A 15,134-nucleotide genomic window follows, 5' to 3' on the forward strand; every position below is an offset into this window, starting at 1 on the left:
AACACTTAAGGCCGGTGACTGGATGACATCAGAGCGACATTGGCGCGCATACTACTAATAATTCTCATATCTGGGCGTAATGGGCTAACCGAGAAAATTTCGTGGCTGCTGCTTGGGGTGTTTATGAAATGTTCGGGCTAAATAACTTTTCATGCGGGGAATGTATTGTACCCGGGACGATAAATCCAGTTGCCGTTGCCAAAAATTACAAACTAAATATTCCAATAATACAGTATCTTACTGACGTATTTGCAAGTTTTTTCTATGCAAATCAATGCACAACCCCGAAGGTGACCGGGTGCCCTTTTTTACCAAACTTTACATTTCAGTACCGGGGCCTCCATTTAGGCCAACAACTTGGTTACACTTGGCACACTTAATGAGTCCCTTTCACGGACGACCGACTGGCAACAGGCGGTGACCCAAGCGAATATAAGGACAAGCGTTATGATCAAGAAGTGTCTGTTCCCTGTTGCCGGCTACGGCACCCGCTTTCTTCCGGCAACCAAGGCCATGCCCAAGGAGATCCTCCCGGTGGTGAACAAGCCGCTGGTGCAATACGGCGTCGAAGAAGCTGCGGAAGCGGGCATCCACGAGTTCGGCTTTGTAACCGGCCGGGGTAAACGGGCGATTGAAGATCATTTCGATATCAGCTATGAGCTTGAGCACCAGATTGCCGGTTCCGGTAAGGAAGACCTGCTGACCTCAATCCGTGACCTGATTGATCACAACACCTTCGCCTTTACCCGTCAGAATGAAATGAAGGGCCTGGGCCACGCGATCCTCACCGGCCGTAATCTGGTGGGCGACAGCCCGTTTGCGGTGGTTCTGGCAGACGACTTCTGCATCGGCCCCGAAGGGGAAGACGGTGTTCTGGCGCAGATGGTGAAGCTTTACAACCAGTTCCGTTGCTCTATCGTTGCCATTGAAGAGGTACCTGCGGACGAAACCCACAAATACGGTGTGATTGCCGGCGAATCCATGAAGGATGGGCTTTACCGGATCACCGACATGGTTGAGAAGCCGGCTCCGGACGACGCGCCCAGCAACCTGGCCATTATCGGCCGGTACATTCTGACACCGGACATTTTCGACATTATCGAGCAAACACCGGCTGGCAAGAACGGCGAAGTACAGATTACCGACGCTCTGCTGGAGCAGGCCAAAAACGGTTGTGTACTGGCCTATCAGTTCAAGGGCCGCCGTTTTGACTGCGGCAGTATCGACGGCTTTGTGGAAGCCACCAACTACGTGTACGAGAACATTTACAAGAAAGGTAAGTAAAAGCTCCGGGCCGGATCAGCGGCCCAGGATCTGAAGAATCATTCGCCGGTTTTCCGCGGTTGTCCTGCGGAACCGGCGAAGCAGTTCCACCTCCTCTGCTGTCAGGTGCACCCGCTCAAGTTCTTCCTCCAACTCATCCAGCGACAACAGCAGATCATCGCTTTTATCGAGGGCAATTCCAGGCAGTTCAAGTTGCCCGTCGTATTCAGGCTTGCCTGGCTCCCAGTGCTGAATGAATTGCAAGTGCTGCATGGCCATGTACCTCGTCATTCAAACCAGGACCCCAGCCCCGGTAAATGCCCTGCGAAGTGAATCAATCCGGAAATGTAACGCACAAACCGCTTAGCGCACAATCTGCCTGTACCGGATATAGCACTGCCAGCGCCGGGCACTGGCACAGCGGGCATGAAACTCAACGGCCCGGGAATGTGACCCGCCGCTCAATCCGGGCAGATTCTGTTCCATAAACCGGCCAGAATTTTGGTGTGCGCCGCAAAGCCCGTTATGTTTAGGGGCGCTGGAACAAGAAAGAGACCTGATGCATGACCCGAAAGGCGCTACTGCTTCTGACACTGGTATCCACCAGCGTGGTCGGGATGGGGTATATCCTGTCTGACAAGAATCGCCCTGCGTTTCGATGGTTGACCACCCTGGCCACCGGAGCGCCCTCCGCACCTGTGGAGAAAGCCGCCTCCACAGCCCCTGTCGTTTTACCCTCCACTGACCAGGCGCCGAAACCACCCTCAGGCAACGCCCTTGGCTTTATGCTGGCCAGTGTTGCCGAGCAGTACGAACAGTCTACTCGCTACCCTGCCTGGTCCGTCCCGCTCAGCGACGCTCAGGCAACCGCCTACCAGGGCAATCGCTACGAGCCGGTCAGCCTCCCGCTGGAGGGTGATGGGCAATTTACCGTCACACTCGAGAAATACCGGTTCACCCGGGGCGAGACGATTCTTGTCGCCGCCGCCATCCAGGGCGCCCAGGTTGTTGGCCGCTCGCTCACAGCAACTCTTGAAAAGCCGGACAGCCGGCAGACTGTTGCCAGTATCACCCTGGAGCAAGCCGGCTCGGCGGGCTATTTTGAGGGAACGCTGGAGGCCAGCGAGGAGCCCGGAGAATACCGCCTGATCGTCGAGGCACGCCTGGACGCGCGGCCCGTTCGTCACGCATCACCGCTTACCATCGAGCCTTATCTCGGCGATTTCGGGGGGCTCGGCGAGCCTTACGTGAGTGACAACAACCTGATCATTCCGGTTAGGTTCTCGCCCGAGGAGCCTGGTTTCTATGCGCTCTCCGCCCAGTTGTATTCGGGTCAGCGGCCTGTCGCCCAGTTGCAGGTGGAGCAGCGGCTGGACGGCACATCAGACACCGTCAACCTCAAAGCCCACGGCACCGTGTTGGCCAACGAGACTGAGGCTGGTCAGTTCCAGCTGCGCCACATCCAGATACGCCAGCTGCCCGCCAGACCCGGCGACCGGACCAACTATGCGTTTGGGCCCAGGAAAGGCTACGTATTCACACCCCCGGATCTCGACAACCTGACGGATACGCCGGCGGTGAACCCTGAATCGGAACAACGGGCGGCGCTGCTCCGGCAGCTTGCCGACAAGTTCTGATCGCAGGGCCCCGGCCCTGCACCGGCTTGACCCCGGGTTGTACCGCCGAAATTGGCGGAGAAGCGTCTTTTCACAACAACAACTCAGCAAAGACGGAGCTAGCATGACAACAACAAAGATCGGAAGTGCCTGCAAAGCGGCCCTGGCGGTCGCCATCACCGGCAGCCTGTTTGCCGGAACCGCCCAGGCCCGGCTGGCCGGGCACAACGTAATCCTGGTGCACGGCTTCCAGCAGGAAGACCTGGCGAACCCTCCGGCAAACCTCCAGGAAGTCAAAGATGCCGGCGAGGACTACTGGCGAACCTTCTGGCTGTCCCGTGCCGAAGCCCGCATAGACTGGGGCAGCAATGGGCGAATCGAGGGTGGCATTGCCCAGCAGGCCTATGAGCAAGTGCGACAGATCAGCCAACAGGGCCTGTGTAATGACTATTGCGTCATCGTCTCTCACTCCACCGGCGATCTGGTTACCCGCTACCTGCTGGAAAACCAGGCCCGCTGGCTTCAGTCCGAAGGCCTGCAACCCCTGAAAATCCTGGCAGCCCTGGACTATTCAGGCGCCGGAGGTGGTACCGAACTGGCGAACCTCGCCATGAGTCTTGCCTATAACAACAGCTGGTACAACTGGCCCCTGCGGGCAGCTGTGGAGGCGTTCACCGGCATTGAACCTGAACCGGGCAAACTGGGTGTGGTGAACGATCTGCAAACCAACACGGCCCGCAACCTGGCCGTGGGCCCGAATTCGATTCCGCGGTTGCGTTTTGTGGCGGGTGGTTCCTCCTACGGTGGCATCACCAAGCCATTTATCGCCGGAACCGACGACGGAGTGGTGCCTACACATTCGGCCTGCGGTGCCACCACGGCGGAAGGGATCGATTCCTGCTCTTCGAGCCTCAGCCTCGCTGGTAAAGTCACCAGCCAGAATGGTCCTGATGGGCTGTACTACAACCACTACCCGGTGTTGATGAACGAGGGCGTCACCCACAGCGGTGTGCTCGGGTCCGAGACCGGGAACATTTCGGTGCCGGTGGTGAACAACACCACGCTGAATGGCCTGCGGGTGGATTTCGCCAGCCGTACCTACAATCAACGGGCCTGGTGGCAATGGTGGGGGTCCGGTGACCGGTATATTGAGGTTCCGGGTTCAGACCAGACCGACATGTCCAACCTTGTGTACAGCACCCTCAACAACTAAAGCCACTGAAACAGCGGTTCAATCAGGAACACTGCGGCTCAGGGACGAGCCTTTTCGGTCTCGGTAGTTTTCCCATCTTTTCTTTTTAGTTCGCAAACTATACATTGGTGCGCTTCCCACTGACTCTCCGGTTGCCGGCAAAGCGATTACCCGATGTCTGACGCGCACAAATCCGATCTGTTACTGGTTGTTGTTACCCTGTTTGCCGCCATCAGCTGGATGTTTTCCAAAGAAGCGGTTCTGCTGATGCCTCCGCTGATGTTTATGGCAGCCAGATTCCTGATTGCCGGCGGGATACTCGCTTTCTTTGCCCGCCGCTCCCTGATGGCCCTCAGTCTGGATCAGATCCGCCGCAGTATCGGTGTGGGCCTGGTGTTCGGCACGGCCATGACCTTCTGGGTGATGGGTCTGTTTCATGGCACCAGCCTGGGTGAAGGCGCGTTTCTGACCAGCCTGGGCGTTGTTATTGTGCCCATCATTGCCCGGCTGGTATTTCAGGAAGCGCAGCCACCAAGCACCTGGCTGGCAATACCCATCGCCGTTGGCGGTCTTGCCCTACTCTCGCTGAAAAACGGTTTTCGGCCGGAAGCAGGCCAGATCTTCTTCGTGATGGCGGCAACCATCTTCGCCCTGTATTTCACCCTCAACACCCGGGCTGCCAACCGGAGAACAGTGGTGAACCGGCTTGGCGAAACCGTGGAAAAGCACCGGGTGCCCGCCCTGCCCCTGACCGCCCTGGCACTGCTCACAGTCGGCCTGCTGACCCTCGTAGAATCCATGATTCTTGAGCAGTGGCAGCCCACCCTGAGCGAGCCGGACCCTCTGCTGATCTGGTGGGTTATGGCCAGCGCGGTGATAGGTACCGCCGGACGTTTCCTGATCCAGACCTACGCCCAGAGCCTGTCCGCAAACAGCCATGGTGTCGTTATTCTTGTTCTGGAGCCGGTATGGGTGGCATTGTTCGCTGCAGGCTGGTTCGATGAGACCATGACCCGTATCCAACTCGGTGGATGCGGCCTGATCTTCGCGGCACTTATCGTGAACCGGTGGGCGGTGCTGAGCAAAGCCATCAAGGAAAAGCTGCGGAGCCGGAAAACCACATAAAAGTGGTTGACCAGCATCGGAGGAATCAGTATATTGCGTCCCCGTTGCAGGACACAGGACCATAGCTCAGTTGGTTAGAGCGCTACCTTGACATGGTAGAGGTCCCCAGTTCGAATCTGGGTGGTCCTACCAATTTTCAACAAGTTACGTTGATCCTGCAGCTCTTCTATGCAAATCTCCTCAATACCGACCTAATGCAGTATCAGCCTTAGCTGCTGTTTTTCTTGATCTCTGATACCCATGCTTTCCTGTACAGCAAGCGGCGTCGGCCCCATTTAGAATGGGTGAATTACCGTTGCAACGGACCAGCACTGCGGCTATAAGTGTTAGAGTCATTCCATGGATCCAATGCTTCAATACTAAGGAGTGGACCGGGCATTTTGCAGGAAGCACCTCCCATCAAGTTTGTCGTCTGATTATTCCCTGTGCCGGTGCTCTGAAGGCTGAGCGAGGGACACTGCTATGTTTCAACGCATCGTTGTGCCGCTGGACGGCTCCTGTCTGGCTGAATGGGCGCTGCCTCATGCCATCAATCTGGCCAAGGCTCTCGACATAAAACTCGCGTTAATTCGCGTCCTGCAGCAGGAAAATGACAGTCACTATCACTACCCTGCCGACCCCGTGGCCTGGGATGCATTGCAGGCAGAAGCCACCGCGTATCTCGACTCAGTGGTTTCAAGACTGGGCGCTCTGGGGCTTGAGATCGAGACAGCCACACTGGAAGGCGAGCCGGTCGATCAAATCATCAATTTTGCCAGGGAAGACGGTCAGACCCTGCTGGTAATGACCAGCCATGGCTTTGGTGGCATCAGCCACTACATGCTCGGCAGTGTGGCCCACAAGTCGATCCTTCAGGCCCACGTGTCGTTTCTTTTGGTACGTGCATTGAGCGATCAGTGTAACCCCCTGCAGGAGTCCCACTACAACCGGATGACCGTCCCGCTCGATGGCAGCAGCCGATCCGAGTACGTGCTGCCCCTGGTTGAAATGCTCTCTCGCCATAATGAGAGCACTGTTGATCTGGTTTCCTTCGTACCCTCGCTTGGCCATCGCTATCAGATTGCCAGGGACGACCCACGGCTCGATACGGTCAGGGCGCTGGAATCCGAATTCAGGGCGCGCATCAAGGATAACCTGTCACACATCGCAGAACGCCTGAAAAATGAGGGGCTTCACGTTCAGTCGAGAGTTGACGTTCGGGATTCCCCCATAGCGGCTCTCTGGGAAATAACCCGCAAGGGTCAGTCCGACCTGGTGGTGATGGCCGCCCATGGGAACACCTGCGTCAGCCATTGGCCACTGGGCGCCCTGCCCCTCAATGCGCTGGTCTATGGTGAAACACCCTTGCTGGTGCTTCAGGATCTCGAACCCGATGAAATCGAACTCACCTTTGCCGAAAAGTCCGCGCGTGAAGCCTGGGGGCACTGATGGCCCTACACAACGAAAAAAGCCGGCGGCCGGATGGCAGCGCCGATGCCGGGGAGACGCTGAGCGATGAGCCAGGTGCTCAGCAGAGCCCGTGGACAGCCATCGGGCCGGGCACACGCCAGGCTCACCGGACACTGGACGAGACACTGAGTCGCTATGCCCACCAGCTGGACCGAATCCATCTGGAACTCTATACCCTGAGAAGCGATCTCTCCGCCGCCGCGCCCTGGATCGACTGGTATATCGACAACGAATACCTGATACGCCGGGTTCTGCGCATGTTACGGCGGGACCTGTCGGCCGACTTTGTTGCCCATCTGCCCATACTTGTGTCCGGGCCATTGGCAGGCCCGACCCGCGTTCAGGAAATGGCACGCGTGGCACTGGAGCGCTCGGAGCAACGGTTTGACGATAACGTCCTCGAGGCGATGGTACTGGAACAAAAAGATACCGCACCCCTGAACACAGCCGAACTCTGGGCGCTGCCGCTGCTTCTGCGTTACCAGGCCCTGATGCTGGTCATGGAGACGGTTCAGCAGCGATCAATTGACCTGGCCTCCCGTGACTCACACCGGGGCATGGTCGATGTTGAAAGCCGTGACGTGGTGGCCGATGGCATCCTCACCCTGCATCGGCTTGAGCGCACCAACTGGCAAGGATTTTTCGAACGCACGTCCCAGGTCGAGGCCTTGCTCAGGCAGGACCCGGCAGGGGCCTACGGGCGCATGGATTTCAGCACCCGGAACCGCTACCGTACCCGGATTGAACAGCTGGCCCGACGCAGCAAAACAGATGAACTTGCAGTTGCACGATGCGTGCTGAGCCTCGCCCGGGACGCCCGCGAGGTAGCCCGGGCATCCACGCCCGCATCCGGTCACATCGGCTACTTCCTGCTCGGTGAAGGGTACCGGATACTGGAGCGGCAGATCGATGTCCGTCCGGACCGGGTAGGCCAATTAAAGCGCTGGCTGGCTCGTCATCGCCAACCGCTCTATTTCGGCTGCTTGTCACTGACAGCGCTTATACTGTTTGCCATCCCCACTGCCTACGCGTTCATCCAGGGCGGTCTTTGGCAGGCGCTACCGGTCACCCTGGTGGTGGCGGTACCCGCGTTGGTGCTGGCATCGATTCTGGTGAACTGGCTAGCCACTCTGACCGTGCCAGCAAGGGTTCTGCCCAAGCTCGACTTCACCGACGGCATTGATGCTGATCACAAGGCGGTCGTATGCATGGCCCTGCTCATCGGCGGGAGAGAGGACATTCAGGGCGCCATTGACCAGCTTGAGCGTCATTATCTTGCCAATCCCGACAACCAGCTGCGTTTTGGCTTGCTCACCGGCCTGTTCGACGCCGCCGAAGAAACCACACCGCGGGACAAGGGGCTGCTGGCCCGGTTGCGAGCAGGCATCGCGTCGTTGAACGAACATTACAACGATGATGGCCACGCCCCGTTTTTCTGGATGCACCGGTCCCGAAGCCTCAACCCGCAAGACGCCATCTGGATGGAGTGGGAGCGTAAGCGCGGCAAGCTCAAGGAGTTTAATCACTACATACTGACCGGTGAGCGCGGCTCTTTCACCGACATGGCTGGTGATGTCAAGTGGCTGCGACAGGCGCGTTACGTCATTACCCTGGACGCCGATACCTTGCTGCCTGTAGACGGGGCGCGGCGCCTGGTTGGCACCATCGCCCATCCACTGAACCAGCCGGTATGGGATGAAGAAACCGGCGTAATCCGCTCCGGTTACAGCATTCTGCAGCCCCGTATTGAAATCAATCCCATGACCGCTACCCGAAATATTTTCACCCGAATCTTTTCCGGTGACCGGGGCCTGGACCTTTACACCCTGGCCGTTTCGGATGCCTATCAGGACCTGTTTGGCGAAGGCATTTTCACAGGCAAGGGTCTCTACCACGTAGCCGCGTTCGAGGCCAGCCTGCGCAATGCGGTACCGGAAGGCACGGTACTCAGCCACGATCTTTTCGAAGGCATTCACGGGCGCACCGCACTGGTCAGCGACATTGTCATGTACGAGGAATACCCACCCGAATACCTGTCCTTCGGCCGGCGACTGCATCGGTGGATACGCGGGGACTGGCAGCTGGTGCCCTGGCTTTGGCCAACCGTTCCCACGGAAACCGGAGAGCGCAGACCCAACCGACTGTCCGGGTTACACCGGTGGCAGCTGGTTCACAATCTGCTGCGCAGTCTTCAGGCGCCCTGGCTTTTGTTGCTGCTGCTACTGGGCTGGTTTGCGCTTCCCGGCTCACCGCTTCACTGGACGGCTCTGGCCATGCTCACCCTGCTGGTTCCAAGTCTGACGGGCATTGTTGGGCTGGCCCATGCCACCGTCCGCAGGCGGCGGGCAGCGCAACAGATTCAGAACCTGAAGGGGGATCTGAAGCGATGGCTGCTCGTTGTCGCCTTTCTGCCCCAGGAAGCCGCTCTCACCCTGGATGCCGTGATTCGCTCCTTGTACCGCAGCCGCGTCAGTCACCGGCGCCTGCTGGAATGGGCACCGGCAGCTTTGGAGGCCGGGCGTACCGGCACGTCCACGCAATGGAAATATTGGCGTGCCATGTGGGCAGGGCCGGTCAGCGCGCTGGTCATCACACCGCTGCTGGCCGCCAGCACGCCCATGACGCTGATCTACGCCATCCCCATTCTGCTGCTCTGGCTGGTGTCACCACAGATAGCCTTCCTGGCTCGCCGGGACCGAAAGCCACCAGTGGAAAAAATCCGTGCCGAAGACCGAACGCACCTGAGAAGACTGGCGCGCCGCACGTGGTATTTTTTTGAACGGTTTGTCGGACCGGAAGATCATTGGCTACCCCCTGACCACTTCCAGGAAGAGCCCAAGGGTGTGGTCGCTCACCGCACCTCACCCACCAACATCGGCTTGCTGCTGGTCAGCAACCTGACCGCCTATGACATGGGTTATGTGGATGCGCAAGAACTGGTCATCCGCTCACGCAACACGCTGCGTTCCATGGAAAACTTGCCAAGCTTCCGGGGCCATATCCATAACTGGTGCGACACCCATCACCTCACAACCCTGCCGCCAGCGTATGTGTCGACCGTGGATAGCGGCAACCTCCTCGGTTCTTTGCTGGCGCTGAAGCAGGGGCTGACGGGACTTGAGGACGATCCTGTCTGGCGCTTTAACCAGTTTGAGGGGCTGCTCGATGCGATCGGCGTGCTTGAGGACTCGCTCCGGGACCACCCGGGAACAGCCCCAAGGCGACACCTTGCCAGGGCGCTGGCGGATATTCGCAAACGGGTAATGGATGTCCGCCTCGCGCCCCGGCAATGGCCCGGTTTGATTGAGACACTGGCAAACCGTCTGGTCAAGGGCCTGGACCCGGCGGTGCAGGAAGTTTTGCTCGAAACCCCATCGCTGCCACCGGAGGTTTTGGCCGACATGGGGCTTTGGCTGGAGCGGTCACACCATCACCTCGAACGCATGTTTCAGAGCCGTGATCAGTTTCTGCCCTGGTGGTCGGCACCGGACACCTGGCCAACCATCGACAAGGGTGAACTGACGCCCGAGCAATATGGGGCCTGGCTGTCACTGGAGCAGTCACTCCTGCAACCCCCGACCTTCCACGAGCTGACCACGCTGGAGTCACGGCTTCAGCCTTTGATTGAGCAGCTCACGGCCCCCAGCCGGGACGGAGCATTGACCACCAGTCTGCAACGTTGGCTACAACCTCTTGCAGGCAACATCAATCAAGCAGCCGAGGCCGCCAGTTCCCTGCTTGTGACGGCCCAGCAGCTGGCCGATACCTGTGAGGGCTGGTTCGATAATACCGATATGGCCTTCCTCTACGACCGGGAAAAAAAAGTGTTCCGCATTGGCTACAACGTGGACCTGGGCAAACTGGACGACAACGCCTACGATCTTCTTGCCTCGGAAGCCCGTCTGGCCAGTTTTCTGGCCATCGCCAAAGGCGATGTTTCCGCCCACCACTGGGTCCACCTTGGGCGCCCGCTGACCCGTGAACAAGGGCAGCCATTGTTGCTGTCCTGGAGCGGTACGATGTTTGAGTACCTGATGCCCCAGTTGCTGATGCGAGAGCCGGCAACAACACTGCTCGGTCTGAGTGCCCGGGGTGCCATTGACCACCAGATCCGCTACGCCACAAGCCGGGGCCTGCCCTGGGGCATCTCCGAATCGGGCTACTACCTGCTGGACGGTGCCCAGAACTACGCCTACCACGCTTTCGGTGTGCCGGAACTGTCGCTTCGAAGCAACAAGGGAATCGAGGATTGGGTCATCGCGCCCTACGCAACCTTTCTGGCCCTGTTCTGGCGACCAAAAGCCGCCTTCGACAATCTCCGGCACCTGGAGAAACTGGGCATGCTGGGGCGTTATGGCTTCTTCGAAGCGCTGGATTACACCGAACGCCGGATGGATGTGGGCAGCTCATACAGCATCGTGCGCAGCTACATGGCCCACCATCATGGCATGTCGCTGATCAGTCTGGGTATTTCCCTGAGCCCGCAACACGCGATATCGCGATTTTCGCGGGACCCGCGGGTGGAGGCCTGTGAACTCTTTCTGCAGGAGCGGATCGATCTGGATGCAGACATCGAATACCCGACCCACAGCGAGGAAGAAGACAGCGTCAGAGGCACTCAGGAAGCCCCTTCCATCACGCCCTGGGAAATTCCCCTGGACAGCCCGACACCACGGGTTCATCTGCTGTCTAATGGCCGGCTGAACGTCCTGGCGTCGAGCTGGGGTGGCGGTGGCACCAACTGGAAGTCGGACGCCATAACCCGCTGGCGGCCGGACAGCACCCTTGAGCGATGGGGAAACTGGCTCTATGTTCAGGATCTCGGCAGCCGCGATATCTGGTCTATTCCACGAGCGCCGGCGAAAGGCCAGGGCCTCCGGGAGCATGTGCGTTTCCATAGTCATTGCGCCGAGTACCAGCGCCACGACCAAAGCCTGATACAAACGCTCGAAATAACGGTGTCACCCTGGCACGACGTTGAATTACGACGCGTCACGATCACCAATCACGGCGATCAGTCGCGACACCTGAGATTCACCAGTTACGCCGAAATTGTGTTGGCCGACCCCCGTGCCGATAGCCAGCATCCGGCCTTCGGCAACCTTTTCGTTCATTCAGAGTACGTGTCTGCCCGTTCACTGCTGCTGTTTGAGCGTCGCACCAGGGACCCGGACGACCAGGCACCGGTGGTGGGTGAGGTCATCATGGGCCTGTCTGGTGTTCTGACACCCGATGCCATGGAAACGGACCGGGCTGCCTTCCTCGGTCGCGGCGGTTCCATCGCTCATCCGCGGGCACTGGAAACAGGCGAGGTTCTTTCCGGCTCGCTGGGATACACCCTCGATCCGGTTGCCGTCTTGCAGAAAACCATCCACATCGAACCCGGAACGTCCATCCAGCTCGCCTTTCTGCGCATCGTCGGAGACAGCCGCGACGATGTGCTGGCTACCGCCACACGATTTGCTTACTGGCCGCGCGTTCAGCGAACCTTCGATGAGGGCCAGGCCCAGGCCAGCCGGGAGCTCTGGCGCAGCAAGCTCAGCAGCGACGAATTCCGTGCCCTGACCGCCGTAACGTCCGCGCTGCTGTATAACCAACCGAAACTTCGGGCGCCGGTACCGATACTGGCGGCAAATCGACTTCAGCAGGCCAACCTTTGGGGTGTGGGCATCTCCGGCGATTTCCCCATTGTGCTGGTGCGCATCGGTCGTGAGGCGGATCTCGAAACCGCCCACCTGCTGCTGAAAATCCACTCGTTCTGGCGCAAACGCAACTTCAAGGTTGACCTGATCCTGCTGAACACCGGGGACACTGGTTACGAGGGCACCACGCAAGATACCGTCCGGCGGTTGCTGGCCCAGCACAATGCCGAGCCCTTTGTCGGCAGCCGTGGCGGCGTTTACCCACTCACTGCCGATGCGCTGGGCAAGGAAGAAGTGGTTCTGTTACAAACCGCCGCAAACGTGGTGCTGGATGCCACGACCGCGTCGCTATCCCAAGCGCTCGGTACGCTGGAGCACGGTGAGTCTCCTCTGCCAAGATTACGGGTACGACCGCTCAATGCCCTGCCACCGATCAGCTCGCCGTCACTCCCGCCCCTGCCACCTCTGCGTTTCGATAACGGCCATGGCGGCTTCACGCCCGATGGCCGGGAATACGTAATCACGGTCAGTCATCGCTCGCCGACACCAGCACCCTGGATCAACGTGCTTGCCAACCCGACCTTCGGCTCGATCCTATCGGAATCCGGCGGCGGCTTCAGCTGGTACCAGAACAGCGGCGAAAACCGTCTGACGCCCTGGCGCAACGACCCTACTCTGGATGAGCCGGGGGAATGCCTCTACCTGCGGGATGAGGAGACCGGCGCCTTGTGGGCACCGACCTCCAACCCGGTGCCCCATGAGTCCACTTACCGAGTCAGCCATGGCGCCGGTTACACCCGCTTTGAACATATCCGCCATGACATCGAGAGTCGGATGACCGTCTTTGTACCGCCCGACGACTCACTCAAGATCGTCCAGGTAACCCTTCGCAACCGCTCGGACCGGCAGCGGCGCCTGACGCTGACTTACTACGCTGAATGGGTTCTGGGCACCCGCCGGGAAGATACCAGTCAGTATATCCAGCCGGCTTTCCTTGCCGAGCAGCGCGCGCTGATCGCAGCCAACCCCTATAACCCCGACTGGCCCGAGCAAATCGCCTTTCTCGCCACCGACACTCCCGTCCACGGCTACACCACCGACCGCAGCGAATTCCTGGATCGCCAGCGCGGTCTTGAGAAGCCGGCCGCTTTAAAGCGGGTGGGTTTGACCAACCGCGTTGAACCGGGACGCGACCCCTGTGCCGCGCTTCAGGTGCATGTGGATCTGCTGGCATCCGGCGAGCAGACTGTGACCTTCTTCCTTGGCGCCGAAAACAGTTTCGATGCCGCCCTGGCGCTGCTCAACCAGTACCAGCAGCCTGACGCCGTCGCCAACGCATGGGAAGCCACCAACCAATACTGGGAGCAGGCACTGGGCGCGCAGACATTATCCTGCCCGGACGACGGTGTTGCTTTCATTTTCAATCGTTGGCTGCTCTACCAGACCCTGGCCTGCCGTATCCACGGTCGCAGTGGCCTCTACCAGTCCAGCGGCGCGTTCGGTTTCCGCGATCAACTGCAGGACTCCATGGCCATGCTGCATGCCCGGCCGGATGTCTGCCGTGCCCAGATTCTTGCCGCCGCCGCCCGCCAATTCCCCGAAGGCGATGTTCTGCATTGGTGGCATCCACCTCACGCCCGGGGAGTCCGCACACGGATTTCCGATGACCTGGTCTGGCTGCCCCTGGTGGTCAGCGAATACCTGGAGACCACCGGTGACACCGGGCTACTGGACGAACCCGTGCCCTGGCTTGTGGGGGATCCGCTGGCCGACAACGAGGCGGAACGGTATGCGCAGTTTGAATCTTCAACGGCCACCAGTTCGTTGTACGACCACTGCTTGCGGGTACTGGAGCGTGCTAACCGCCTGGGCCCCCATGGGCTGCCCCTGATTGGCGGCGGGGACTGGAATGACGGCATGAATCGTGTCGGCCTGGGTGGGCGCGGCGAAAGTGTCTGGATGGGCTGGTTCCTGATTCAGGCCCTTCAGCGCTTCGCGCAGGTCTGTACTGGACGGGGCGACCAGGCCACGGCGGACAATCTCAGCGCCCGGGCAGCCGGTCTGGCCGACGCCCTTCATCAGCAGGCCTGGGACGGAGACTGGTATCGGCGGGCTTACTACGACGACCAGACTCCGATGGGTTCCGCGGGGCAGAAGGCATGCGAGATTGATTCCATTCCCCAGTCCTGGGCGGTTTTATCCGGCGTTGCCGAACCCGACCGTACCCGAAGCGCCATGACAGCAGTCTGGGAGCGACTGGTCAGGACGGATCCGGGCCAGGTGCTTCTGTTTACGCCACCGTTCACCGGCCGGGGTCAGGGCCAGCCTGACCCCGGCTATATCGCCGCCTATCCACCGGGTGTGCGTGAAAATGGCGGTCAATATACCCATGCGGCCTGTTGGGTCGGGCTGGCATTCGCGGCCCTGGGCGATGCCGAGCGCGCCAGCGCTGTGCTGGACTGCCTGAACCCGGTCAGACACGGGGATTCCGCGGAGCGGATCGCGCACTATCAGGTGGAACCCTACGTGCTGGCCGCCGACATCTACGGCGAGCCTCCCCATGTCGGGCGCGGTGGCTGGACCTGGTACACCGGCTCCGCCGGCTGGCTCTACCGTTTTATTCTCGAAGGTATTCTCGGAATCCGGCGCGTGGGCAATAACCTGCGGGTGTCGCCATGCCTGCCGCCACACTGGCCGGGATACACCCTGGACTACCGCTTCGGCAAGAGCGTCTACCACATCACGGTACAACGCCGCACCGAATCAACGTCCGACATCGACGGACCCAGCTGCATCGCACTTCAGGATGATGGGGCCGAGCATGCAGTCGTGATTGATGTATGACGC

General features: G+C 59.7%; 7 protein-coding genes and 1 tRNA gene. 7 read left to right on the forward strand and 1 reads right to left on the reverse strand.

The genetic code is table 11. The features are described 5' to 3' along the window. The first annotated feature begins 447 nt into the window (after nucleotides 1–447). On the forward strand, nucleotides 448–1,284 hold the full coding sequence (gene galU / locus AC13C0_RS18110; protein WP_117617345.1) for a UTP--glucose-1-phosphate uridylyltransferase GalU: 837 nt from the start codon (nucleotides 448–450) through the stop codon (nucleotides 1,282–1,284). Between the two features lie 15 nt (nucleotides 1,285–1,299). On the opposite strand, the gene AC13C0_RS18115 is transcribed toward galU, so the two are convergent. After that, nucleotides 1,300–1,536 carry a hypothetical protein gene (locus AC13C0_RS18115; RefSeq protein WP_303286420.1) on the reverse strand — a complete coding sequence of 79 codons (237 nt, stop codon included), beginning with the start codon at nucleotides 1,534–1,536 and terminating at the stop codon, nucleotides 1,300–1,302. A gap of 290 nt (nucleotides 1,537–1,826) precedes the next feature. Between AC13C0_RS18115 and AC13C0_RS18120 the strand changes: the two genes are divergently transcribed. The 6 genes from AC13C0_RS18120 to AC13C0_RS18145 all read left to right on the forward strand — a co-directional run bounded on the left by AC13C0_RS18120 (nucleotide 1,827) and on the right by AC13C0_RS18145 (nucleotide 15,131). Then, on the forward strand, nucleotides 1,827–2,900 hold the full coding sequence (locus tag AC13C0_RS18120) for a hypothetical protein (protein ID WP_339750322.1): 1,074 nt from the start codon (nucleotides 1,827–1,829) through the stop codon (nucleotides 2,898–2,900). Nucleotides 2,901–3,003: 103 nt separating this feature from the next. After that, nucleotides 3,004–4,092 carry a hypothetical protein gene (locus AC13C0_RS18125; protein WP_482954852.1) on the forward strand — a complete coding sequence of 363 codons (1,089 nt, stop codon included), beginning with the start codon at nucleotides 3,004–3,006 and terminating at the stop codon, nucleotides 4,090–4,092. A gap of 153 nt (nucleotides 4,093–4,245) precedes the next feature. Next, nucleotides 4,246–5,196 carry a DMT family transporter gene (locus AC13C0_RS18130; protein WP_117617349.1) on the forward strand — a complete coding sequence of 317 codons (951 nt, stop codon included), beginning with the start codon at nucleotides 4,246–4,248 and terminating at the stop codon, nucleotides 5,194–5,196. Between the two features lie 55 nt (nucleotides 5,197–5,251). Continuing rightward, a tRNA-Val gene (locus tag AC13C0_RS18135) sits at nucleotides 5,252–5,328 on the forward strand. A gap of 330 nt (nucleotides 5,329–5,658) precedes the next feature. Continuing rightward, on the forward strand, nucleotides 5,659–6,624 hold the full coding sequence (locus tag AC13C0_RS18140; RefSeq protein WP_482954853.1) for a universal stress protein: 966 nt from the start codon (nucleotides 5,659–5,661) through the stop codon (nucleotides 6,622–6,624). After that, entirely contained in the window at nucleotides 6,624–15,131 is an 8,508-nt protein-coding gene (locus AC13C0_RS18145; RefSeq protein ID WP_482954854.1) for a GH36-type glycosyl hydrolase domain-containing protein, read from the forward strand. Before AC13C0_RS18140 ends, AC13C0_RS18145 begins: the two co-directional genes overlap by 1 nt. Nucleotides 15,132–15,134: the final 3 nt, after the last annotated feature.

The organism is Marinobacter sp. B-21 (genome assembly GCF_056857895.1).

What these genes read in the sequence shown, in the direction of transcription:
- galU (WP_117617345.1), top strand. Translation starts at nt 448, where the DNA reads ATGATCAAGAAGTGTCTGTTCCCTGTTGCCGGCTACGGCACCCGCTTT.
- AC13C0_RS18115 (WP_303286420.1), bottom strand. Translation starts at nt 1,536, where the DNA reads ATGCAGCACTTGCAATTCATTCAGCACTGGGAGCCAGGCAAGCCTGAA.
- AC13C0_RS18120 (WP_339750322.1), top strand. Translation starts at nt 1,827, where the DNA reads ATGACCCGAAAGGCGCTACTGCTTCTGACACTGGTATCCACCAGCGTG.
- AC13C0_RS18125 (WP_482954852.1), top strand. Translation starts at nt 3,004, where the DNA reads ATGACAACAACAAAGATCGGAAGTGCCTGCAAAGCGGCCCTGGCGGTC.
- AC13C0_RS18130 (WP_117617349.1), top strand. Translation starts at nt 4,246, where the DNA reads ATGTCTGACGCGCACAAATCCGATCTGTTACTGGTTGTTGTTACCCTG.
- AC13C0_RS18140 (WP_482954853.1), top strand. Translation starts at nt 5,659, where the DNA reads ATGTTTCAACGCATCGTTGTGCCGCTGGACGGCTCCTGTCTGGCTGAA.
- AC13C0_RS18145 (WP_482954854.1), top strand. Translation starts at nt 6,624, where the DNA reads ATGGCCCTACACAACGAAAAAAGCCGGCGGCCGGATGGCAGCGCCGAT.